19 protein-coding genes are annotated in these 22,449 nt (G+C 32.7%); 1 reads left to right on the top strand and 18 read right to left on the bottom strand.

Features of this window, described 5'->3' with window-relative positions; all coding sequences use genetic code 11:
- Positions 1-83 precede the first annotated feature (83 nt).
- Positions 84-254: a hypothetical protein gene (locus ACNQGD_RS09630; RefSeq protein ID WP_417999147.1), complete on the top strand. Its 171-nt coding sequence runs from the start codon at positions 84-86 to the stop codon at positions 252-254.
- 29 nt (positions 255-283) lie between these two features.
- Here ACNQGD_RS09630 and ACNQGD_RS09635 read toward each other — a convergent pair whose 3' ends face one another.
- The 18 genes from ACNQGD_RS09635 to ACNQGD_RS09720 form a co-directional block, all read right to left on the bottom strand.
- On the bottom strand, positions 284-1,231 hold the full coding sequence (locus ACNQGD_RS09635) for an NAD-dependent epimerase/dehydratase family protein (protein WP_417996978.1): 948 nt from the start codon (positions 1,229-1,231) through the stop codon (positions 284-286).
- Complete coding sequence (locus tag ACNQGD_RS09640) at positions 1,209-2,462, bottom strand: glycosyltransferase (RefSeq protein WP_417996979.1); 1,254 nt, start codon at positions 2,460-2,462, stop codon at positions 1,209-1,211. The genes ACNQGD_RS09635 and ACNQGD_RS09640 overlap by 23 nt, the downstream gene beginning before the upstream one ends.
- A 21-nt stretch (positions 2,463-2,483) precedes the next feature.
- A complete protein-coding gene (locus ACNQGD_RS09645) occupies positions 2,484-4,019 on the bottom strand; it encodes an MATE family efflux transporter (protein WP_417999148.1) in 1,536 nt (511 codons plus the stop codon).
- 48 nt (positions 4,020-4,067) lie between these two features.
- Complete coding sequence (locus tag ACNQGD_RS09650; RefSeq protein WP_417996981.1) at positions 4,068-5,360, bottom strand: hypothetical protein; 1,293 nt, start codon at positions 5,358-5,360, stop codon at positions 4,068-4,070.
- Positions 5,361-5,367: 7 nt separating this feature from the next.
- Positions 5,368-6,405 carry a pseudaminic acid synthase gene (pseI, locus tag ACNQGD_RS09655; protein WP_417996982.1) on the bottom strand — a complete coding sequence of 346 codons (1,038 nt, stop codon included), beginning with the start codon at positions 6,403-6,405 and terminating at the stop codon, positions 5,368-5,370.
- A gap of 8 nt (positions 6,406-6,413) precedes the next feature.
- Positions 6,414-7,094 carry a PIG-L deacetylase family protein gene (locus ACNQGD_RS09660; RefSeq protein ID WP_417999149.1) on the bottom strand — a complete coding sequence of 227 codons (681 nt, stop codon included), beginning with the start codon at positions 7,092-7,094 and terminating at the stop codon, positions 6,414-6,416.
- A gap of 81 nt (positions 7,095-7,175) precedes the next feature.
- Positions 7,176-8,147: a GNAT family protein gene (locus ACNQGD_RS09665; protein ID WP_417996984.1), complete on the bottom strand. Its 972-nt coding sequence runs from the start codon at positions 8,145-8,147 to the stop codon at positions 7,176-7,178.
- 51 nt (positions 8,148-8,198) lie between these two features.
- The gene (locus ACNQGD_RS09670; RefSeq protein WP_417996985.1) at positions 8,199-8,645 is read right to left on the bottom strand and encodes a GNAT family N-acetyltransferase; all 447 of its coding nucleotides are present in this window, start codon (positions 8,643-8,645) and stop codon (positions 8,199-8,201) included.
- Between the two features lies 1 nt (position 8,646).
- A complete protein-coding gene (gene pseG, locus ACNQGD_RS09675) occupies positions 8,647-9,618 on the bottom strand; it encodes a UDP-2,4-diacetamido-2,4,6-trideoxy-beta-L-altropyranose hydrolase (protein ID WP_417996986.1) in 972 nt (323 codons plus the stop codon).
- Positions 9,619-9,857: 239 nt separating this feature from the next.
- Positions 9,858-11,165, bottom strand: a complete 1,308-nt coding sequence (locus ACNQGD_RS09680; protein WP_417999150.1) for an aminotransferase class III-fold pyridoxal phosphate-dependent enzyme — start codon at positions 11,163-11,165, stop codon at positions 9,858-9,860.
- Positions 11,165-11,926 carry a cytidylyltransferase domain-containing protein gene (locus tag ACNQGD_RS09685; RefSeq protein ID WP_417996988.1) on the bottom strand — a complete coding sequence of 254 codons (762 nt, stop codon included), beginning with the start codon at positions 11,924-11,926 and terminating at the stop codon, positions 11,165-11,167. The genes ACNQGD_RS09680 and ACNQGD_RS09685 overlap by 1 nt, the downstream gene beginning before the upstream one ends.
- Entirely contained in the window at positions 11,917-12,783 is an 867-nt protein-coding gene (locus ACNQGD_RS09690) for an aldo/keto reductase (RefSeq protein WP_417996989.1), read from the bottom strand. The genes ACNQGD_RS09685 and ACNQGD_RS09690 overlap by 10 nt, the downstream gene beginning before the upstream one ends.
- An 8-nt stretch (positions 12,784-12,791) precedes the next feature.
- On the bottom strand, positions 12,792-13,991 hold the full coding sequence (gene pseC, locus ACNQGD_RS09695; protein WP_417999151.1) for a UDP-4-amino-4,6-dideoxy-N-acetyl-beta-L-altrosamine transaminase: 1,200 nt from the start codon (positions 13,989-13,991) through the stop codon (positions 12,792-12,794).
- Positions 13,992-13,993: 2 nt separating this feature from the next.
- Positions 13,994-14,998, bottom strand: coding sequence for a UDP-N-acetylglucosamine 4,6-dehydratase (inverting) (pseB, locus tag ACNQGD_RS09700; protein WP_417999152.1), 1,005 nt, complete (start codon positions 14,996-14,998; stop codon positions 13,994-13,996).
- Between the two features lie 36 nt (positions 14,999-15,034).
- Positions 15,035-16,093: a Wzz/FepE/Etk N-terminal domain-containing protein gene (locus ACNQGD_RS09705; protein WP_417996992.1), complete on the bottom strand. Its 1,059-nt coding sequence runs from the start codon at positions 16,091-16,093 to the stop codon at positions 15,035-15,037.
- A gap of 193 nt (positions 16,094-16,286) precedes the next feature.
- Positions 16,287-18,713, bottom strand: a complete 2,427-nt coding sequence (locus ACNQGD_RS09710) for an SLBB domain-containing protein (protein WP_417999153.1) — start codon at positions 18,711-18,713, stop codon at positions 16,287-16,289.
- 410 nt (positions 18,714-19,123) lie between these two features.
- On the bottom strand, positions 19,124-21,499 hold the full coding sequence (locus ACNQGD_RS09715; protein WP_417999154.1) for a GumC family protein: 2,376 nt from the start codon (positions 21,497-21,499) through the stop codon (positions 19,124-19,126).
- A gap of 7 nt (positions 21,500-21,506) precedes the next feature.
- Positions 21,507-22,301: a polysaccharide biosynthesis/export family protein gene (locus ACNQGD_RS09720; protein WP_417996995.1), complete on the bottom strand. Its 795-nt coding sequence runs from the start codon at positions 22,299-22,301 to the stop codon at positions 21,507-21,509.
- Positions 22,302-22,449 lie beyond the last annotated feature (148 nt).

Genomic DNA, 22,449 nt, shown 5'->3' on the forward strand with positions numbered 1-22,449 from the left:
AAATCGCCCCTATAGAAATCCAGTAAACAGCCGAAACAATATAAAAAAGAATTATTGGCAAATAAAATCGTAGAAAATATCTCTTGAGTACAATTGTAAAAAGTGAAAAGAAAACTATAAATAAAAACAGAGGCACTCGTAAAAGAACCGGTACATATATTGACGCTACAAATGGAGGATGCACCAATATAAAAAAGCCTATTAACACTACTAATATCAAAGCAATTTTATTATACTTTACTTCTTCCATTTAAATTATACTCTTAAAATAATCTGCTTTAATTTAGTTCAATCGTTTTTTTTCAAACAATATTGTTTTTCTTATCGCCTCTTCAAATTCTGTAAGTTCAAAATTAAGCAACGATTGCATTAACGAAATATCCAAACAGAAATCTTTCACATCGGTTATTTTTGAAGCTACATAATCAACTTCTAAAGTTGGCAAATGTATTTTAATTGTATGCAATATCCTATTCAATTGATGGATTTCTCCCGACCCTACATTGACGGTTTTATTAACAACTCCTTGTTTTAAAAACCTAAAAATAATTTTGACCAAATCATCCACAAATAGATAGTCCTTAGACTGTGTACCGTCACCCCAAACCTCTATTATTTCCTTTTTCAATGCTCTTCTGATGGCAATGTTGATCACCCCTTGCTTTTCAGAAGTGTGGTATTTACCAAAAGGATTTGAAACTCTTAAAATCAAATAATTAATACCGTATTGCTTTTGGTAGAGACGTAAATAATTTTCAATGGTCAATTTTACAACGCCATAAGAACTAACAGGGTCACATATTTCATTCTCTGAAATTTTATCCAAATGTTTTTCACCGTAAACAGCTCCTCCGGATGATAAATACAAAATATAGTTACAACCGTATTCTTTCATTACATCCAATAAACAGATAGTTGCTATTAAGTTACCATTAATGTCGCTCTGTATGTTAGTGCCAGACGATAGAGGAGTAGTTGAAGTCGCACAATGAAACACCTTGGTGAAATTCCATTTTGAAAACAAACGTATTAATACGTTCTTGTCTGCATAATCTCCAGTCACATACTCTATGGGTGCAACAATATCTCTTTGAAAATCACGTGACAAAACCACAATTTTGAAATTGGAGAAATCATCATGTGTCAAAACATAATCTATTATATTTCTTCCGATAAATCCGGTACCTCCGAGCAATAAAATAGTTTCTTTAACTAGCATAGATTTGCTCATAAATTTTTTTCAATTTCTGCCCATACGTTTCTGGACTGTAATTTTTATATGCTTTTTGGGCATTGGTACCCAATCCTGCTCTAAGACTATCGTTGTTGTACAAACGAGAAATTTCATTTGCTAAATTATCTGTAAATGTTTCTAAATTATTCTGTATTAAAACGCCATTTACATTCGATTCTATTACCTGAGAAATCCCTGCAAAATCAGTTGCAATAATAGGCTTTCCATATCCTAAAGCCGATAATAAAACTAATGGCATATCTTCGTCTCGTATTGAAGGCAACACAAACAAATCGCTGGCTGAAATAAAATCTTCACTATTATTGCGATAACCTAATAAAAAAACATTTGAATTCATTCCCAGTTCATTAATATGCTTCTTCAAAAATTCTTCATCTTCCCCATTACCAACAAAAGCACAGTAAACTTTTCCTTTTGAAAGCAATTCTTTTCTGAACAATTCTGATAAAGCATCAATCAGATACTTCTGTCCTTTTCTTTCCGATAAAAAAGCAACCTCAACAATCAAGAAACTATCGTGAGGAATATTCAGCTCTTTGAAAATTTGTTCTCTGCTGAATTTTACTTTTGGCAACGGAACACAATTATTGACAACAATTATTTTATTGGAATCAAAATTTCTTTTTTCTACCAACTGTTGTTTTGCTTTATGAGAGGCGTTTATAAAACAATTCACATTCTTATGAATGAATTTATCATAAAGACTTTCAAAATAGCCTGTACACTCACGTGCCTGATTATTTACCTGATAAATAATTTTGGATTTTATCGTTAAAAAATTTGCAACAACCAAAATATTGCAACTTTTTGCAGCAGGGTAACCACCATTATTGATGTGAATTAAGTCAGGCTTTACTTTTAGCAACAAATACATTAAAACCAATAAATTCCATATAAAATATATTCGTGATTTTTCGAAAATAAAAAAAGGAATTTTTATCCCTTTATTTATTAATAATGGTATGGAAAAATTATTGATTTGATGAAACAATGTCTCGTTTGACAACAAAACCAAAGGGAAATTACCGTTTCTACCCAACAATCCTTCATTTTCAAGTCCAATTTCATACCCCTTATGCTTTCTGTATCCATATGAAAAAATGAAATTCTTATTTAAAATTTCATTTTTCAGTAAGAAAGCCATTAATTTCTCACTTCCTCCATATATATAACAATCACTAAAGATTAGTATTTTTTGTTTCACCATATAACTAATGATCTTCTAAAACTATTTATTTTTAAATAATCCCATAGTTTTACTCATTTGCTGTCTCCATTTTTCTGAAACAAAATATTGTATCACAAAAGAAACGAGTATCAATCCCCCCATCACAGCAGCTACTATCAATAAATTTATTTTAGATTTTTCCTGTGGCAAATAACCTCTTACCAAAAATGAAGTAGAAATTAAAAATAATATTGGGAATAGCATTGGAAAAAAAATCTTTCTTACCGAATCTAAAATCGCTAAGTTCAAATAAACAATCATCAACTTGAATAAGACAATAGCAGAAAACAAAAAAGCTAACAATTTAAAAACGGCAAACGAATTTACTCCCCACCTATTGATGGTAAAGGCTATTCCAGTCCAAAAAATAAAAGGTAGCAGCGTATTGACAAAATACAATGTTTTTTGTTGTTCTTTAGCTACTAACATAAAATTAGTTGGATAAGTAATAAACGCAAAGATGTTACAGAAAACCAAAAACTGGATTACTGAAACCGAGGCAAAATAGTCTGTACCTACCCATGTAAGTACTATCGGCCGCGCTAAAATAGCTATCGTTAGTACAGGAAAAACAACGACAGGTGCTAAGATACAAACAATTTGTAAATAGAATGATTTTAACGCCATTTCATCTCCAGTACCTACAAAATGATTAAAACGAACATTGAAAGGAGAAAAAAGAATTCCCAATATGCTTCTGAAAAAGGTAAGCACCGTAAAACCTATGGCATAAATCGCAACCTGATTGGCTCCTAAAAATTTACCTATCGCCACCGAATCTAGTTCATAATAAAATATCCATGAAACAGTTATAAATAAACTGGCAAAAGCTAATCCTTTTGTCTTTTCAAATACCGCTCTATTGAAATGGATGAAACGAAATAAATCTCTAAAATTATAATTGTATCTTTTTCGGGCAATAAACAAGGTAATTAATGCTGCTATGAAATTCACAATTTGAGTAAACAAAAAGTAACCTACTATATCATACTTTCCTGCTCTGAAAAACCACAAAACAGAAAGAATCTTAAATAGGCTCCCAATGATATTAGTTCTCTGAATAATAAAGTCTTCCATTCGGATACCGAATATCATTTGCAACAACCGTTGCAATAAAGTCGTAGGGGTAAAAATAGCCAATATCAATAATAAGGAAGACGCTACATGTTGCTGACTAATGGTCTCAATACCTTTGACTAGTAGTTCTGGTTGCTGGCTCAACACAAAAAAGCCAACAGAAAACAACAACAAAAAGACCACTAAAATAAAATTAGTAAACCCAATCACTTTTACTTCCTCTTCTTTATTTCCTTTTGCAAAATATTCAGCTGCATATTTCTGTCCCGCACCCATAAAGCCTAAATCGGCATAAGCAAGAAAAATTGAAAAAGAGATACACACCGAATAAATCCCGTAAGTAGTTGGATCTGAAGTAAGATAAGGGATTACCACAAACATAGAAAGGAAATTCAAAACTAGCGAAACGCCTTGCCAAAGATAGATTTTAAGATAATTTTTTGTATAAGATTGTTGCATTATATTTTTGAAATCATTTCTTTTTTTTAAAATTTTTATTTTTATTCGTTAGTTGGGTTTCACATTTGTAATATCATAAAACTTTAAAACATCCTCTTCGTCTACTTCAAAAAAAGCATTCAATTTATCAAAATCAATATTTACTAATGGATTATTTATATTATTTTTAATCTCTTCAAAAGAATTCGATAATTTTATAAAAGATTTACCGGTAAATGGCTCTACAAGTGGCATTCCCTCTAATGTTAACCCATCAAAAACAGGATCAAATAAAATGTAATTTTTACCTGCTTTTATCGTATCCAAAACCATTGTTGAAGTAGGGCCAATAACTAAACTTGTTTGCAGCAAAACCTCTTCTTTAGAAGATTCATCAATAATAAAAAAATCATCGGGTAAATTGTCCTCATAGAACGCTCTCCTTTCTGAAGGATGCAAACGCAACTTTACCTTATCAATACCCAAATTTTTTAAATGTTTTTTTAAACATTCTAAATAAATCAGAGATATAACACGGTCCCCTAAAATCAATTCAGAAGAACTGCTGGGAGTACCAGCTACAGCTTTAGTCAAAACCAAAATATTATCCATATTTGATTTCAAAACCGCTTGGTCAAATTTAGAATAAACAGGGTGTTTCAAAGTGATAATTTTATTTTTATTCACTCCTGCTTTAACATATTCATTTTTCAATCCACAACCCCATACTACCAAATATTCTGCTCTATTATCATCAATTTCATTATATCTGGCAGGCAATCCATGTAAATAAACAAAAGATGGAATATTGCATTTTTTTGCAATTTTAATCGTTAAATTCTCAAAAAACGCCATATCATTTGGCACAATTAAAGCTGTAATTTTATAATTTGAAAACAATTCTGATAGCTCTTTTTCAAATTCTGAAAGTAACGATTTGAATTCCTGAGAAAGTAATACTTTAATACTTCTTTTCTCTAATTCTTTTTTAATCCTTTCAATAACACGAAAAATTTTTATTGAATTTGCAATATTAGATTTTGGAGAAAACGACCATGGAGGCAGAACAACATTAACGTTATATAAATCAACACTCACATAAGCATTACTCATAATTGTATTTACATTCCTTTCTCTGTGAAGTAACACATTTTTAAGTGCAACAAAAAATCTCAAATATTTTACGATTTCTTTTTTTAAACTACTAACAATACCCTCATTCAGTCTATTTTTATTAGAAAGATGATGATCGCTATAATCATACAAAATATCATTTACAGAGTATAATAATAAATCATAAGTAGTATCATCTAAATCCTGAGTGATATTATTAAAATATTCATTGTTTTTTTGTTTTTGCATTGTAATATTAACCTATAAAAGTAATTTCAAATCTTTCTCCCATCTCCAAGTCCTCTTTCACCGTTTTTCCCAATATTTCATTATAATATTTAGGATGTAACCCAAACCCAGGTCTGATAGAACGTACATTTTTCTCCGTAATCACGTCTCCAGCTTTCATATCTTCAACTACATATAGAGAACGAGAAAAATCTTTTCCTTTCACTTGTTTTTCGGTAAGTGTATAATCGACGACGCCAATAGCACTTTCGGCTTCCCTAACTGCTTTTACCATAGCAGTAAACTCTTCTTCATTCATCGAGAAAGTTGCATCTGGCCCACCTATAGAACGATCTAAAATAAAATGTTTCTCTATAATTTTGGCTCCAAAACAAGTTGCTACAACAGGAACTGTCGCCCCCATCGTGTGATCTGAGAGACCGCTAATAACATTATAGCGTTCGGCCAAATCTTTTACCATACACATATTCGCTTCCTCTACTGGAGCAGGATAGCTAGAGGTGCATTTTAACAAAGCTATATCATTATTACCCATTCTTCTGCAGGCCGCTAAAGCTAATTCGATATCTGCTTGTTCTGCAATACCAGTTGAAAATATTATTGGTTTACCTTTCGAAGCTACGTATTCAATCAAAGAAATATCAGTAATCTCGAACGAAGCAATTTTGTAGGCTGGGACGTTAAGTGTTTCTAAAAAATCAACCGCAGTTTTATCAAAAGGGGAAGAAAAACACACTAAGCCTTCTTCCGCGGCTACTTTCATTAGGTGCTCATGCCATTCCCAAGGAGTATAGGCTTCTTTATATAAATCATACAAATTTTTTCCTTCCCAAATGGTTCCTTTGATTAAAAAATCATCCTTTCTTGAGTCTATGGTAATGGTCTCGGCAGTATATGTTTGCAATTTGATGCAATCTGCACCAGCTCTTTTGGCTCCCCGTATGGTTTCAATCGCCGTTTCTATACTACCATTATGGTTTGCAGATAATTCTGCAATAATAAAAACGGGTGAATTATTATTAATCTCTATATTTCCTATTCTCATAATTAAATTTAATTTATTGATCTGACAAGGCAAAAAGCCTCTGCAAAATTAGTACCTACTACTACACCCCATCTTTGAGCTAGAATTTTTAGTGCTTCAGGCGAGCGGGGATGAGGATAATTACGGCGTTCAAACTCATAACTCTCCATTCCTTTTATCTTAGCTTCAATATTACTCTCCGATACACTAAAAAATAAATTAGGTAAAAAATGACGTGGATCAGTTGGTGATCTCCACTCTGTACCTGAAGGGGTTTCAAATGTTATAATCATTTTCAATTTATCATCATTCATCGGTCTGCAAGCCGTAATGATTGATTCGAAAGTCCTTTGATGATCAATATTTACATCACCTCCATGATGTGTAAAAATAACATCCGGATTAAATACATTCTTTTCTTTTTCTATAACCTTTACAATATCTAATAAAGCAACCGAATCAAATCGGTTATCGGGGAAATCATAAATACTTGTACCATGGTATCCGATAGCTAACTGCGCATTTTTAATGTTCTCACGGTGAATTGCAAGTTCCTGTTCCCACAGACTAATATCCCTATTATCTGAACGCGAAGTAATTCCTTCCCCAAGAATCACAACATGTGTTTTCACATTGTATTCATTTATTAATTTATTAAATGTTGCTCCTAGACCCAATAATTCATCATCAGGATGGGCCACTACAATCATTATTCGTTTATTTCTTAATGATTCTAACATTAGTTTAAAATTTATATATAATTAATATTTTATAATAGTTTTAGCATTTGACTATACAACATCAAAATCACCTAATACTCCACCTAAATCTAAGGTATCATTATGATCTGGGTAAGTCATTAATTTGTAGCATTCTTCCTTTTTATTAAAACCTGTCTTTTTAAAAATTGGGAGATTCACTGAAACTTCACTTATCAATAAATTAATAATAGCTCCATAAACAAGTGTCTTCTTTATTAAATCCTCTAAAACTTCACTATTTTCTACTCTATAATCAACTATTTGGGTTATAATTTTTTGATCTTTATTTAAATATTTTCCTAAAATTATATAGCCGTTAATTACTTGATCTGAAACAAAGTTTCCAAGAACGATGTATTGTTTGGATGGTCGTCCGAAAAATCTCCATTTGATGAAATCTATATCTCTATTAAAATAAAAGTCTGATTCCTTATTAAACAAACCAAATTCAATTTTAGATAAATCATCAATTGTCAGTATTTTAATTTTTTCGTTTTTAGTATTTGTTTTTTTTGATGTTAATTCATAAAAATGGAGATTTTCATTTAGTGACCATCCACAGTTAACGTGACCCTTAACTGAACTTAGATTAAAACCGTGTGGAAATGAAAAAGCTAGATTAGAATTCGTCTCATAATTTAGACCAATAGTCATTAATTTAGAGAAAAGACCTCTCCTTCCATATTTGTTGCTTATCATACCATTGACCCCTAAAACTCCTATATTTGATTTTGACTTAATTGTGTACTGAATTTTAGCAAAACCATATGCCCCAACTAACAATGCATTATTAATATCAAATAATAAGTAATTATTACATTCCCCTTTGGGATTACTGCAGTAATACCAATTATACCATTCCTTATCTAAATAAGGTCGTTCTCCAAAACATTCATTAAATAAAGTGAAGAATATTTTGACTTCCTCTTCATTTTTGTTATCCATCAATTTAACCCCGAAGATTGTATCATCAACAGTAAATGTTTCTAAATAATTTTTCATTGCTTAATTTTCTTCTTAATAAAAACTATTACTAGTTTTACATTTAAATTATTAGCTTTCAAAACGATATTCAATTACGCCATCAATGTTGGTATTGATAAAAAAATTATTCTTTTCAAATACCTTACAAGAAGAAATATTTTCAGCTTTCACAAAGGCTCTAATGTCCCCTTTCACGTTTTTAACACTATAATTAATTAGTGATGAACCTAATCCTAAACCTCTTTTTCTTTTGTCTATTGAATAACCTAATAACCAATATTTATTTACAATATCATAATCAAATCGCAGTTGTCCAACAGCTATACTATCCATTTCTAAAATAAACATAAGAGTCTTAGAGCATCCTATCTTACCTAGAAACCATTCCTGATGATCTTTCCATTTTATTTTTTCCGGATTAAATGCATTTTTCCTGACGTCTGCATCATTAGCCCATTCAAATAATATTTTCGAATCTTCAATTGAAACAAGGCGAATTTTAATATTGTCGATCATGTCATAAATATTTAATAATGTTCAATAATCTTTCTCCAGAATTTCCGTCAAAAAACTTCTTCACATTTTTGAAATTTTGAAAAGATTCAGTTATCGCTTTTTGCAAATTCAACGGCTCGAAATTACCAGCATCATGAAAACACATTTCATTTTTGTATGCTTGGTAAATAAACTTTTGATTTTCTACATACATTCCTGATACTATTACACAGCCAGCACTTATTGCTTCCAGGAGAATACCGCTTGAAGGTACAATTGCTATATCTGAGATTGTCAAAAGTCCCAGCATATTCTTTTCATTTATTGCATGATATAAATGGATTTTTGGGTTTTCTCCAATTAGTAATTTTAATTCTTCTATATTTTCGTAAACAATTCCAACAACCACAATTATTTTTTCAAATTGATCAATATGCTGCAAAATATTTAGAGATAGTGCAGTGAGATTTTTGACATCTGAACCTCCAAAACAAATAAAAATGGTTTCAATTTTTTTAATTATTTTCTCTTGTTTGGCAGCTTGAAGGAATACCGGTCTTAATAAAGCATATTCAAACCCTAAGGCAAATTGAGTGTAAGGCTTAGCATGATAATCATCCGCTTTAACTCCAGGTGCATGATTAATTATTAAATCAGCATGGAATTCCTTATCATGTAAGTCATCAATGCAAACTAATATACAGCCAATTTCTTTTATTTTTTTTTGGTAATTTGTATCCAGCCCATAGTGATCCAGCACTACAATATATCTATTGTTAATTATGTTAAAAAATTCTACTTCACTATTGATTTTTATAAATAAAAACCCTGAAGAGATTAATTCCTTAACAATATTTTCAGGAGCTTCTTTGCAAACGAAAATAATTTCGAAATTATCTTTCAACATAAAAGCAAGAGCCATGCAACGAATTAAATGACCCAGCCCTATATTTCTTGATCCATCTACTCTGAAAATAATTTTTTTTGCTTCCACTTTTTTTTCAATCTTATTTCACCTTCATGACCAGCATTCCTATTTAACTAAAATAAATTTAATTAACTAAATATAAAATAAATCTTCAAAACAATTTGGGTTATTTATTATCATCATAAAAAATGTAGATTATTTTACTTCAGACCATCAATAGATTAATATCCCTATAAATCAAAACGATTTTAATAACTTATTACAGCAATTGTTTAATAAATATAAAATACTTCTGTATTCAAACTTTAATTTAATCTTTTAAATCCACCATGACAAATTGGTCCTTCTAGTAAGTTCTCAATTTTTAATTCCCCTTTGTTGCATTCGCCTATACTTTTATATACATCCTCCAATGCGTTAAAATATAAATCAAGATTTTCATCATTATGAGCGGTTGAAGCATAGAAATTGGTACTTGCCAAAAAGCCTTTTTTTAACATCTCTTGTGTTATCAAAGTTTTATAAGCCATTGCATCCGGGCTATTGAAACTATATGTACTTAAAGCAGGTATCCCTGAAATGGTGATACTTAGATGGTAGGCATCAGCAAGTTTTTGCCAACCATTTCGCATTTTATTCCCCATTTCGGTAATAGTTTCCCATGACTTAACACGCTCCATAACCTTTAAAGTAGCCAGTGCTGCAGTAGGACCTATTCTTTCCGTCCAAAAAGTACTACTAATAAATGTAGTTTGAGCTGCTTCCATAACAGATCTTTTTCCGACAACTGCTGTTAAAGCATACCCATTCCCAATAGTCTTTCCATACATAGCCATGTCAGGTTCTACACCATATTTTTTGTAAATACCACCAAAGGTTTCTCTAAAACCAGAAGTACATTCATCAAAAATTAAAACTATATTTTTCTGAGTAGCTAATGTTCTTACTTTTTGCAAAAAATTGTTTTCTGGTCCATAATTGCGAACCACTTCCATTTTAATTACACCAATATCGTTGTTTTCAACAATTGACAATAACTCTTCATAATTGTTGTAGTTAAAAGGATAAACGGTATCTTTCAAATTCTTTGGAACTCCTTTTGGACTTAAACCAGGTAACAAATGTCCAGACAAATCATCACCATCATTGTGATTGGCAGACAAATACCAATCGTGCCACCCATGGTACCCACATATTGCTACTTTATCCCTGCCTGATGCTGCGCGTGCTATTCTAATGGCGATTGAATTAGCCTCTCCGCCACTTCGTGCAAATCGGACCATATCAGCCCAAGGATTCATCTCAATCAATTTTTCAGCCAAATAAACTTCTTCAGGACAACTTAGCGTACTCATATTGCCGTTTTTTACGGTTTCCATCACCGCTGCATCGACTTCGTCATTACCATATCCTAGCGTGTTCGTACCAATGCCCATTATAGACATATCCAATAATTCTTTACCATCCAGATCCCAAATTTTACAACCTTTGGCTTTAGAAAAATAAGAAGGCCAATGATCCGGTAAAAACATTTCAGGTCTTTTAGAAAGTAACATCGTACCTCCCGGTATTAATGATTTAGCTTTTTTATATAATTCTTGCCCTGTTCCCATTATTTATCGTTTTTTAATGACTTTAAAAACCCTTCATTTCTAATAATTTGATTATTTATTTTAGTCAAATTATTTTCTATAATGTAATTAGTATACTCCAGCCAAGATTTTTCAACTCCTAATTTATTTACTAAAATTTCTATTAATTCAAAATCACTGGATTCATCTACAGTCATTCTGATTTTGGAAAAATCACTTTCACAAGGATAATTAATAGCCGTAAATAAAGCTCCACCTTTGTAATCTGAATTATTTCTTATGTAAGGAGTTACATGTTCGCGTTCTGATAATAATTCGGAATTTTCCCAGGCTGTTTCTAATGCCGAAAATTTAAAAACTTCAACATCTTGACCGTCAGGGAAATTTTCAATTAAAACATTTGACCCATAGTCTTTATCATTATCTTGAACATAAGATATTACTTTATCCACTAAACTAGAATCTATAAGAGGACAGTCAGAGGTAACCCGTACGATCCAGTCGGCTTTCTTGTCTTTGACCGCTTGATAAAACCGATCTAAAACGTCCGATTCTGATCCTCTGGAAGCAGTAAAACCCCACTCGATGGCTTTTTCATAAATTATCTTATCTTCCTCATTAATTGTAGTGGCAACAATAATTTCGGAAACATTTTTACATTTTTCCAGCCTGTTCAAATGAATTTCGAGTAATGATTTCCCTCCAATTTCTTTCAACACTTTGCCCGGCAATCTGGTGCTTCCCGTTCTGGCCTGAGTAATTAATATTGTTTTTATTTCCATAGTGATGGATTTAATAAATCTAAGTTATCAACTTTTAGTGTATTTATTTTTAGTAATGCAACATGATTCATTTTATAATCAACTGCTTTTAAATTAGCAATAAGCTGATTAATTGAATCCACACCTATTAGTACTTGATCTATATCTTTTTGGTTTAAACAATAACTTAATGCCAAATTAGAAATGCTTGTGTTTTCCTCTTTAGAAATTTTTTTTATAGCAATCAATTCTTTTGACAATTTTTGAGATATACTATTATTTTCAAACTGTTCTTTAAAAAACAATCCTTGTAAAAAAGCAGATCTCGTATGAATGAATTTTCCCTTAGCTTTCATCTTGTTCATTAAGTCCCCTCTTATTGATTCATTATCCAATAAATTAAATGGCATTTGAATAACAGTTACATCATCGTCCGACAACAAAGCCTCTATTTGATTGTTTGTATAAATAGAAACTCCAATGTGCTTAATAACCCCTAAACTCTTTAAATCGTTTAAAACCCATATAATTGATCTATTATTTTCGTAAGAATCAAAAGAATGAAACATCAAAACTTCTAAACAGTCAACATTTAAATCATTTATGTAAGTTCTGATTTTTTGTTCAATTTCTCCGGCTATAATATCATGCGGAACTTTTGTAATAACTTTAAATTTAATTGCAGGATTAAATAAGTGGAAGTTTCCAATCACTTGATGGGCATTACCATAAGTTTCAGCTGTATCTAAGGTATCAATACCTAACTCAAAGGCTTTGGACAAAATCAGACAACTATCCTCCAAAGAAATTTTTCCTGAACTGTTGTTAATTCCATAATCCAAACCCATCTGAACTGTTCCTAGAATAAGTTTATTCATATATCTTATTAGTTACTATAAAAATCTTCAATTTTATTGATAACAAATTCCTGTTCTTCATTTGTTAATGTAGGATACATTGGCAAACTGATACAGTTTTTATAATACTTCTCTGCATTTGGCATATCTCCTTCTTTCCAACCAAATTGTTTATAATAAGGCATCAAATGACAAGGAATATAATGTATCTGAGCGAAAATATTATTTTCTCGCAAATAGTTATACAAGCCCAATCTATCTTCTGCTTCGATGACATAAAGATGATAAGCATGACCCGCAACAACACCTGACTGTCCTTGTATAAAAGACTTTCCTCTAAAGGCTTCATTATAAATCGATGCAATTTCTCTTCTTTTTACCAATCCATCATCAGCTCTTTGCAATTGACTTGTTCCTAAAGCAGCTTGAAAATCGGTCAGTCTATAATTGAATCCCAGCGTTTGCATTTCCATATACCAAGCCGGAAAAACACCATTTCCTGTATCCAACCCATTAGCAAAATTTGCAGAATTAGTATACTCTGATTCATTTTTAGTAATTCCATGAGTACGTAATGCCAAAAGCTTTTTATACAGAACCTCATTGTTGGTGGTAACCATCCCGCCTTCGCCACAAGCGATATGTTTTACTGGATGAAAAGAAAAAATGGCCAAATCAGCAAAATTACTATTACCGCAGTTTTGAGCTTTATCTTTTGAATCCTTAAAGAAACCACCCGGAGCATGACAAGCGTCTTCAATAATCCACAAACCATATTCATTTGCTAGTTTTCTGTAGGATTCTAAATTGACAGCTCTTCCGGCAAAATCTACAGGAATAATTCCTTGATAAGTACCTTTGGGAGATGCTTCTAATAATTTTCTGACTTTGTCAATATCCAAAAGATAGGTCTCAGGATCAATATCCGAAAAAACAACTTCTCCTCCACAATAACGAATGCAATTAGCCGACGCTGCAAAAGTAATCGGTGTGGTAATCACTTTATCTCCCTCTTTTACATCTAATGCCAGTGCACATAAATGCAGTGCAGCAGTTCCGTTTGAAACAGCAACAGCATAAGTGCTTCCCACATATGCCGCAAAAGCTTTTTCGAACTCCAAAATTTTAGGGCCTTGTGTCAAATAATCGGATTGTAATGCCGCAATGACAACATTAATATCATCTTGGGTTATATTTTGACGGCCGTAGGGTATGGATTTATCAGTCATTCTTAAAAATTTGAATCTACATGTTCTTTAATCAATTCCCTTAAACCTGCAACCGTTTCCCATTCGGTATTGGTTCCTGAATTATAAGTAAAACCTTCCGGTACTTTTACAGCACTAAAAGTAACCATAAAATTCTTAAGATTAAAATGTGGAACCGAAGGTAATATAGTATAATATCTGCCCAAATCGTAAGTATTATAAGAATCAGATGAGGTTATCATTTCTTCGTGGATTTTCTCTCCAGGTCTTATCCCGATGATATCCAATGTACATTCAGGAGCAATTGCTTCTGCAACATCTGTAATATTATAAGAAGGTATTTTTGGTATAAATATTTCACCTCCCCAAGCATGCTCTATAGCATGCATTACCATATCAACTCCTCCTTGCAATGATATATTAAAACGAGTCATTGAAGCATCAGTAATCGGTAATTTCCCTTCCAATTTCTTTTTCATAAAAAAAGGAATAACAGAACCATTAGATCCCATTACATTACCATATCTAACAACAGAGAATTTAATTGGGTTAGCTCCTTTAATATTATTAGCAGCTACAAATAACTTATCGGAAGTCAATTTAGTTGCACCATATAAATTGATTGGCGCACATGCTTTATCGGTTGACAAAGCAACTACATTACTGACGCTAGTTTGCAAAGCTGCATGAATAACATTTTGAGCCCCACCAATATTTGTCTTTATACATTCATCCGGGTTGTATTCAGCTAAATGTACGTGCTTCATTGCAGCGGCATGAATCACCACATCCACTCCTTGAAAAGCTCTTAACAGCCTTTGCTCATCTCTAACATCCCCCAATAAAAAACGTATTTGAGGAAACTCACTTTCTGGAAATTCCTGAGCCATTTGAAACTGCTTTTGTTCGTCTCTTGACAAAATGATAAGTTTCTTTATATTGGGGTAATTTTTAAAAATATGTGAAGTTAGCGCTTTTCCTAAAGAACCTGTACCGCCCGTTATTAAAACGATTTTATTTTCTAACATGTTATATTAATTTTTTTAAATTTTTATAAATTGGGTTTAAATTCCTTTTAAATTTTTTTTAAACAACAAAAACACTACTGCTAAAAAACCAGCTAAAAATCCCCCTAGTAAAATTCCTTTGGACTTTCCAAAATTTTGTTTTTTCAAAGGCAAAATAGGTTTGTCAATAATTTGAATTAATGGGGTTTCTTTTCGCAACGTTACTTTAGCCAATTCAGTTTGCTTGACCAATTCGGTTAAAATTGTCGTATTTGCCTGCACATCCACCTGTCGCCTGGCAGATGGCGCACGGCGCACATTGAGTGCTGGATTCAAATTAAACGTAATATCATTGGCAACAGCAACACCGGTAATTGCCCCATTGAGTTCGCTACGAATCGAATCGGTCTGTTTTTCCAAAATAGCCATATTTATACGCGCTTTTTTACTTTTGGCATCGATATAAAAATCGGATACCTCTTTGGCTAAGGCTTCACAAAAAAATTTGGAAAACAATTCATCGGGAGAAATTACGTCAATAGTAATAATGGCAACTTTCTTATCTTTTTGGCCCACAACCAATCCGCCATTTGATAAATTGTTATACATTACTCCTATGATACTATCATGTGCTCGAGTGAAATACTTCCGTTTCGTATTAGGCAAAAACTGAATAGCCTTAAATTTTGGATTATTATCCCAATTGTCTCGCCATCCTTGATTTTGAATGTACATTTCAGCCAAAGAAATTATTCTTCCATTTGAAGTTACAGGTGTCAATAAAGTCTGCTCTACCATAGAGCGAGATTTAAACAACTCCGTCAAATTGGAACCCGCAAACATTCCTCCACCTCCACTACTACCTAAATCTAAACCGAAAGAACTAACCAAGCTTCCAAGTCCGCCACCTCCTGATTGTTCGCCTTCTAAAACGAAAGATAAAGTAGCGGTATAAATCGGTTTTTTACTAAAAGAATAGGCCAACCCTAAAGCTGCCCCTATAACTCCTGCTAAAACAATAATTTTCCATTGTGAAAGCAAATAAGAATACCATTCCTTGGCTTTGTCCAGCAATTCTTTTAACGATATTTCATCGTTTGGTATTTGTTGGTTCATAAATTATCCGTTATATATTATTACTACCGCCACTTCAAGTGATTTTATAAAATAGCGATAGAAGTTGCATAAAATTGTATCGAGAAGTAGATTATTGATTTTTCATTTCCCTTCTTTTGAATCTGGTTCAAAAAAATAAAAGTGCTGAATTTTCGGTTCCCTATAGGACTGGGGCAAAAAAACTGAAAAATACCTACTTAAAAGCGGTCAAAAACAGCAAAGCTAAACTCGATATCACACTTCCTATTCCTACCCATTCCCCGGCACTCATCTTCTTAACTTCAGGTTTTTCCGGTACTATAATTTGAGAACCTGGAGTTACTTTAGGATACGTTTTTATGAATAAGAATGAACTGGCTACATCCGCTTTACCATTGGGATAAATAATATAAGCCTTTTTCTTCCAGCCTTTAGCGTCGATTCCACCTACAGCATCTAAATAATAATTAAATCCTTTTCCCTTTGTATAAGGAATCTCAGAAGTTAACAATACATTACCCGCCACTTTTACACCTTCATTGTAAGTCGCCACTTCAATTTCATCTCCTGGAAATAAAGTCACATTGGTGTTACTTTCCGGATTTTTAACAATGGTTTTCCAATCTACTGGTATGGTGGCAAATTTCAACTCTTCTTTTAATTTTTTGGTAAGCTTATTTTGGATACTGTCTTTTTTACCCAAGTTCACATTTACATTTTCAACATCTTCAATTTGTTTGTCTTGAATAGGCCTCTTGATCTTAACTCCCTCTATATTGGCAACTGATGTCAAACCGCCTGCTCGTGCCACAATATCATAAACGCGATCTTTCTTGTTGGCTAAAACATATTTTCCAGCATAATGGATTGCTCCACTTATTGTGACCATTTCCGGTTTGTCATAAACCGCCATTTTGCGGATATTTATCACATCAAAAGGCTGCAAGGCAAAGTTTTTTAACTGCTCATTGTTAGTCGCAGTAATTTCAATATTAAACAGTTCCGCTTTACTGGGATTGGCATCATCAATTTCTTCTGACATAATCATTCTGGCTACTTCAACTCTTTTGGATGCGGAACCGGTTAAGCCACCTGCTTGTACCAATAAATCATTCAAAGTTAAATTCTCATAATAATCATAAATACCAGGTTTTTTGATCTCTCCGTCAATAGTTATTTTATATTCTTCTACAAAATCTAAAATAGAATAGACCGTTACGATGTCTTCTTTCTTTAACGGAACATCAGCTTCCAAATCTCCTGATAAGGCTTTACCCAAATCTACATTGACGATTTCCGTAGTTAAATCCGGTTGTAGTCGTATAATTCGTGCTCTATTACTATAAGCATCTTCTTTCAAGCCATCCGATTTTGCGATAAGATCTGAAATGCGCATGCCTTCATAGAAAGAATAGGTATCCGGTCTAAAAACGGCGCCATCTATTTTGATCCGGTTTTCAAATCGATTTAAAATTTTAGTCACTCGAAACACATCGCCAGAAAGCGGTTTATAACTACTAAATTCGGATGCAATAATGTCGATTACTTTAAATTCTTTATCCGTTTTTTGTAAAACATTTACCGAAGCAGTGTACGCAAATTCATTGAACCCTGAAGCAAAAGATAATAAGTCCGAAAATGTCTCGCCTGGCCTCATCTCAAAGATTCCAGGACGTTTTACCTGTCCTTCAACAGTAACGCGTTGATCGTATGCTGGAATTCTAATAACATCATTATCCTTTAAACCCACATTATCCGACTGGTTTCCATTCACAAGGAAACGATAAATATCAATATTCCTGTATACTTTATTATCTCTTAGCAATTCTATATTTCTATAACTCCCATTTTTACCCGGACCACCGCCCAAAAACAAAGCATTATAAACGGTTGCCAAAGAAGAAATCGAATAATTACCCGGTTGCTTACTGCCGATTATAGTCACTCTTATTGTTCTGATGCGACTCAAACTTACCCCAACTTGAGATTGTCCTGAAGCAACTGTACTATACACTTTAGCTATAGCACTTTTTATTTTCTGCGTAGCGGCTTCGATAGTCATACCAGAAACTGGGATTTGACCAACATATTGAATGTTCACTTTCCCTTCCATGGTGACAGGTATACTGGTATTAAATTCCTGTATGCCATATACACTTATCTGCAATTCATCTCCTGGTCCAAGCACATAATTTACCGGGGTTGCCAATTTTAAATTAGGCTCAAAATTTAAAGTGGGATTATCAAACAATTCTGAACCAAAAATTAACGCATTGATGGTGTCTTTTACTTTAATATTGACTATTTTTTCTTGTTTTCTGGTAAGTTCTTTTGTTTCAATTTCATCATTTAAATCTTCTTTTTCATCAAGATTTAACAATTCTGAATCCCCCTGTAAACGCAATTTCAATTTTGCAAATTCGCTAGCAGGCATGCCTTTAGCTAAGGCCATCGGTTCCGCTTGTTCAATGGTTACATTGTTAGTCAGCAGCTGCGTTTTAATTTTCGCAATATCACTATCTGATAAATAATCTACTTTTAATGTACTTAAATCAGTACTTTTCAACAAGTCCTGTGCAAATATATTGGAAGTCTGAAAAAGAGCAAACAACAAGATTAGAGTAACAATTATTTTTTTCATATTTAATCTAAAATTTAATTTTATCAAATTCACAAGCTGTTAACTGTCTCTGATTTAAAAAACACGCTATATGCAATCGGGTTAGTATTAAATACAATGTACAGCTTCGCAGAAGTAAGTCACATAACGGTCCTACTTTTTTAAAAAATTTCTACAAATCTATAATAAAATTATAGGAAAATCTATGGTTACAGTAGGAAATATAAATCAAAAAAGTCATGTGTTTGATTTATACGAAGGTACTAGACAATAAATTTTGCTGTTATTTTTTTGCGAAAGTAAGAACAATAGTTTCAGAATAACAAAAAAACCGTGAATTCCACAACGAATAGTAGCATTAAATAGAAAAAAGTTTACAAAATAAAAATACTTTATAAACTTTTTTCTATTTAAGTCAAAAACTGGCAGAACTATACCTTCAATAATTTTTTATACCAAGGCTCACTTTCTGCTTTGGAACCGTAACCATAGCCATAACCATAGCCTTTTGTTGAATCGGTATCATTAAGTAACAAACACATGTTTGGCAATTTCTGTTCTTTATGTAAAGTATTAGCAATATCCAGCATTCGTTTTTCTAAAAAATTAGCACGAGCTACGTAAATAAAACAATCGGCATGTTTAGCAATTAATAATGTATCAGTAACCAAACTGACCGGAGCGGTATCTACTATTATATAATCATATTGATTTTTTACGATTTCAAAAAGAGTGTCTACCTTCTTATTCATTAGTAACTCCGCAGGATTAGGTGGTATAATACCGGCAGGAAGAACATGAAAATCGTCAAATCCATCATATTTAACAATCAAATCATCCAAAACTAAATCTCTAGAGGACAAATAATTAGTCACACCACGATCGGGTAAAGTCAAATACTCATCCAATCTTGGATTCCTTATATCCATCCCAATCAACAATACCTTTTTCCCGGATAAGGCAAATGTAGCGGCAAGATTTGCGGAAACAAATGTTTTCCCCTCTTTAGGAAAAGTAGAGGTCAAAAATATAGTTTTGGCTTGGCCATGGGGCACCTTACTGATCATAAACTCCAAATTCGTCCGGATGATTCGCAACGCCTCTGCCGAACTACTGCGACTTTCTGATTTTATAATTTCCGTAGGAGTATCTGACGTAGGTACATCTCCAATGAATGGAATCGATGTTTTACCGTCCAAGTCTAATCGGCTTTTAATTTTAGTATCCAACAAATCATACGTGTATATAATTCCGAAAGGAACCAGCAATCCGAATAATAAACCGGCTAAATAAATAATATTTTTCTTTGGCGAAACTGGAATTTTATTTGCTCTGGCTACATCAATTACTCTGGCATTGGGTTCCGTAGCTGCTAGTGAAATGGCCGTTTCTTCTCTTTTTTGCAACAAATACAAATACAATTCTTCCTTCACTTTCTGCTGTCTGGCAATGACTCTAAACTGGCGTTCCTGAACGGGAATTTTCCCAATTTTAGCGTTCAAAATATCTTCATTACTACTTAAATCTCGTTTTTGAATATTTAAACTGGATTGCAAACGCAATAAACTGGTTGTAACAGTAGATTTCAAAGATGCAATTTGCTGATCCATTTTAACTACAGATGGATTTTCAACGGTGGCTGATTTCAAGATTCGGTTTCGGTCTAAAACTAATTGATTGTAAGAACTTATTAAACCCGACGCGTCGCCTTCACCTGCAATAATATTGCTGGGCAGTAAATCAGAAGTAGTGCTTTTCTTTATAAAGTTCAACATCGAGGAAACCACATTCAGCTGTATTTCTGTTTCTACCCCTTTTTTATCATATTCATTAGAACCCTCAATGAAAAGCTTGGCTTCTGATTCGATATCGGTTAGTTTGTTGGACTTTTTAAAACTCGCAACATCTTGCTCGACTCCATCTAACTCTTGGGTTATCAATGTTAATCGCTCGGCAATAAATTTCGAAGTGTTTTCGGAAATAAAATTCTTATCGGCAGCTGCATCTTCATTATAAATTTGAATTAAATTATCCAGAAAAGCCTCCGATTTTTCAACAACAGGATCAGTGATCGAAACAGCCACTACACTGCTTGTTTTACTGATAGGCTCTACTTTTAGTCGTCCCTGAAAACTCGCAACAACATTCTCCAGAGGATTTATGATAATATCAATTGATTTGTGATTGTCTTTTGCCTTATTATTATATAACTTAGATTTAGTAATAATCAAACGTCCGTGTTGAGTTGAAATTTCTTCCCCATATCGATAGGCTGTTTTATTACTTAGGAGTATCTTTGGAATATCATCTTTAGACTCGTTTTTAAGTTTAAAAGTAGTAGCTGTTACTTCGGTAAACTGTAAGTCAATTTTATTTTCATAAAATTCATTACTTTTATCTACAAAATACACTTCGATTGGAACGTTTTGATAAATTTCTTTATCCACTACGTTTCCTTCAATGCTTAAAGAAGTGTTCAGATTGAGTTTTTTCACAGTACTTCCCACTAATTTTCTGGACTTTAAAATTTCAATTTCATTGTCTAAATTACTTTTCATACCCCCTCCTATTCCCATATCGGCAAAAGCGGACAACTCAGAAAGCATACCTCCTTTTTGTTCGTCTTTTACTAATATCGTGGTGGAAGCTTGGTATTGCGGAATGGTATAGCGTAAATACAAGAAAGCAAAAAGCAAGCATAAACTGACGCTAAAAGCAAACCAGTGCCAATGTATGGAGTACTTATTTAAAATTTCTTTAAATTGAAAATCAGTATCGAAATCTTCATCAAAATTATTGTTTTCCATTCAATATTTATTTGGTAGTAGTAATTATTAAGGTAATCAAGGTAATCAATATGGAAGTGATCGAAATAATTACTCCGGTATTGGAACCAATTGCAGCTCCATTAATTTTAGTTTTATTAGGCTCTACATATATTACATCATTCTGTGCTAAATAATAAAAAGGAGAGTGGATAAACCCTGCTTTTGTAATATCCACCCTGTTATACGATTTCACACCATCTATTTCACGAATGATTAAAATGTTGTCTCTCTTACCATAAATGGTCAAATCCTTGGCCATAGTTAAAGCTTCAATTAAAGTGACCCTATCGGAAGATACCGGGAAGGTGCCAGGCACATTCACCTCTCCTTGTACCGAAATTTTAAAGTTCATGACACGAAGATTAATAATAGGTTTTTTAATGTACGTTGCAATTTTATCCTGTAGCAACTGAAGCACTTGCGTTCGGGTTAAACCGCTCACTTTCAATTCACCTAAAATTGGAAACTCAATAGTACCAGCGGCATTCACTAAATACAATTGCATACTCTGCTGACCGGAAGTAGATTCTGGTGCACTGGCACTGGGAATTGAAATTGATGCTAAATTAAAAGGCATGGCAATTTCTGGATCTTCGGCAGAAACAATAATCATCAGCAAATCATCCGGTTGAATTTTGATTTCGTACGAAGGTGAGTTTTGTGATGAATTTACTCCATCAATATCTTGATAGTACACCAAATCCTTTCGGGCAGCACATGAAAAAAGAAGCAGTGTTAAAAACAGTGGTATTGTTTTATGTAGTAAAAAAAAATATTTCATATGTTTATAATTATTATTCTTTTGCGATTAGACATCAGTAGCATCATTTAACTAAATAACGCTTTGCTTTGTAAACTTATTTTAAATTATTTTAAATTGCAAAAATTGCAAATATAGGTATTAAAAATTGCATCAATTTTAGAAAACA

Source organism: Flavobacterium glucosi (assembly GCF_048286535.1).
Lineage (GTDB): Bacteria > Bacteroidota > Bacteroidia > Flavobacteriales > Flavobacteriaceae > Flavobacterium.

Coding starts and splice junctions, on each gene's coding strand:
- ACNQGD_RS09710 (WP_417999153.1), bottom strand. CDS start 18,713: ATGAAAAAAATAATTGTTACTCTAATCTTGTTGTTTGCTCTTTTTCAG.
- pseC (WP_417999151.1), bottom strand. CDS start 13,991: ATGACTGATAAATCCATACCCTACGGCCGTCAAAATATAACCCAAGAT.
- ACNQGD_RS09650 (WP_417996981.1), bottom strand. CDS start 5,360: ATGCAAAAACAAAAAAACAATGAATATTTTAATAATATCACTCAGGAT.
- ACNQGD_RS09640 (WP_417996979.1), bottom strand. CDS start 2,462: ATGGTGAAACAAAAAATACTAATCTTTAGTGATTGTTATATATATGGA.
- ACNQGD_RS09680 (WP_417999150.1), bottom strand. CDS start 11,165: ATGGGAACAGGGCAAGAATTATATAAAAAAGCTAAATCATTAATACCG.
- ACNQGD_RS09645 (WP_417999148.1), bottom strand. CDS start 4,019: ATGCAACAATCTTATACAAAAAATTATCTTAAAATCTATCTTTGGCAA.
- pseI (WP_417996982.1), bottom strand. CDS start 6,405: ATGAGAATAGGAAATATAGAGATTAATAATAATTCACCCGTTTTTATT.
- ACNQGD_RS09660 (WP_417999149.1), bottom strand. CDS start 7,094: ATGATTGTAGTGGCCCATCCTGATGATGAATTATTGGGTCTAGGAGCA.
- pseB (WP_417999152.1), bottom strand. CDS start 14,998: ATGTTAGAAAATAAAATCGTTTTAATAACGGGCGGTACAGGTTCTTTA.
- ACNQGD_RS09665 (WP_417996984.1), bottom strand. CDS start 8,147: ATGAAAAATTATTTAGAAACATTTACTGTTGATGATACAATCTTCGGG.
- ACNQGD_RS09670 (WP_417996985.1), bottom strand. CDS start 8,645: ATGATCGACAATATTAAAATTCGCCTTGTTTCAATTGAAGATTCGAAA.
- ACNQGD_RS09705 (WP_417996992.1), bottom strand. CDS start 16,093: ATGAACCAACAAATACCAAACGATGAAATATCGTTAAAAGAATTGCTG.
- ACNQGD_RS09690 (WP_417996989.1), bottom strand. CDS start 12,783: ATGAATAAACTTATTCTAGGAACAGTTCAGATGGGTTTGGATTATGGA.
- ACNQGD_RS09720 (WP_417996995.1), bottom strand. CDS start 22,301: ATGAAATATTTTTTTTTACTACATAAAACAATACCACTGTTTTTAACA.
- ACNQGD_RS09635 (WP_417996978.1), bottom strand. CDS start 1,231: ATGAGCAAATCTATGCTAGTTAAAGAAACTATTTTATTGCTCGGAGGT.
- ACNQGD_RS09715 (WP_417999154.1), bottom strand. CDS start 21,499: ATGGAAAACAATAATTTTGATGAAGATTTCGATACTGATTTTCAATTT.
- ACNQGD_RS09685 (WP_417996988.1), bottom strand. CDS start 11,926: ATGGAAATAAAAACAATATTAATTACTCAGGCCAGAACGGGAAGCACC.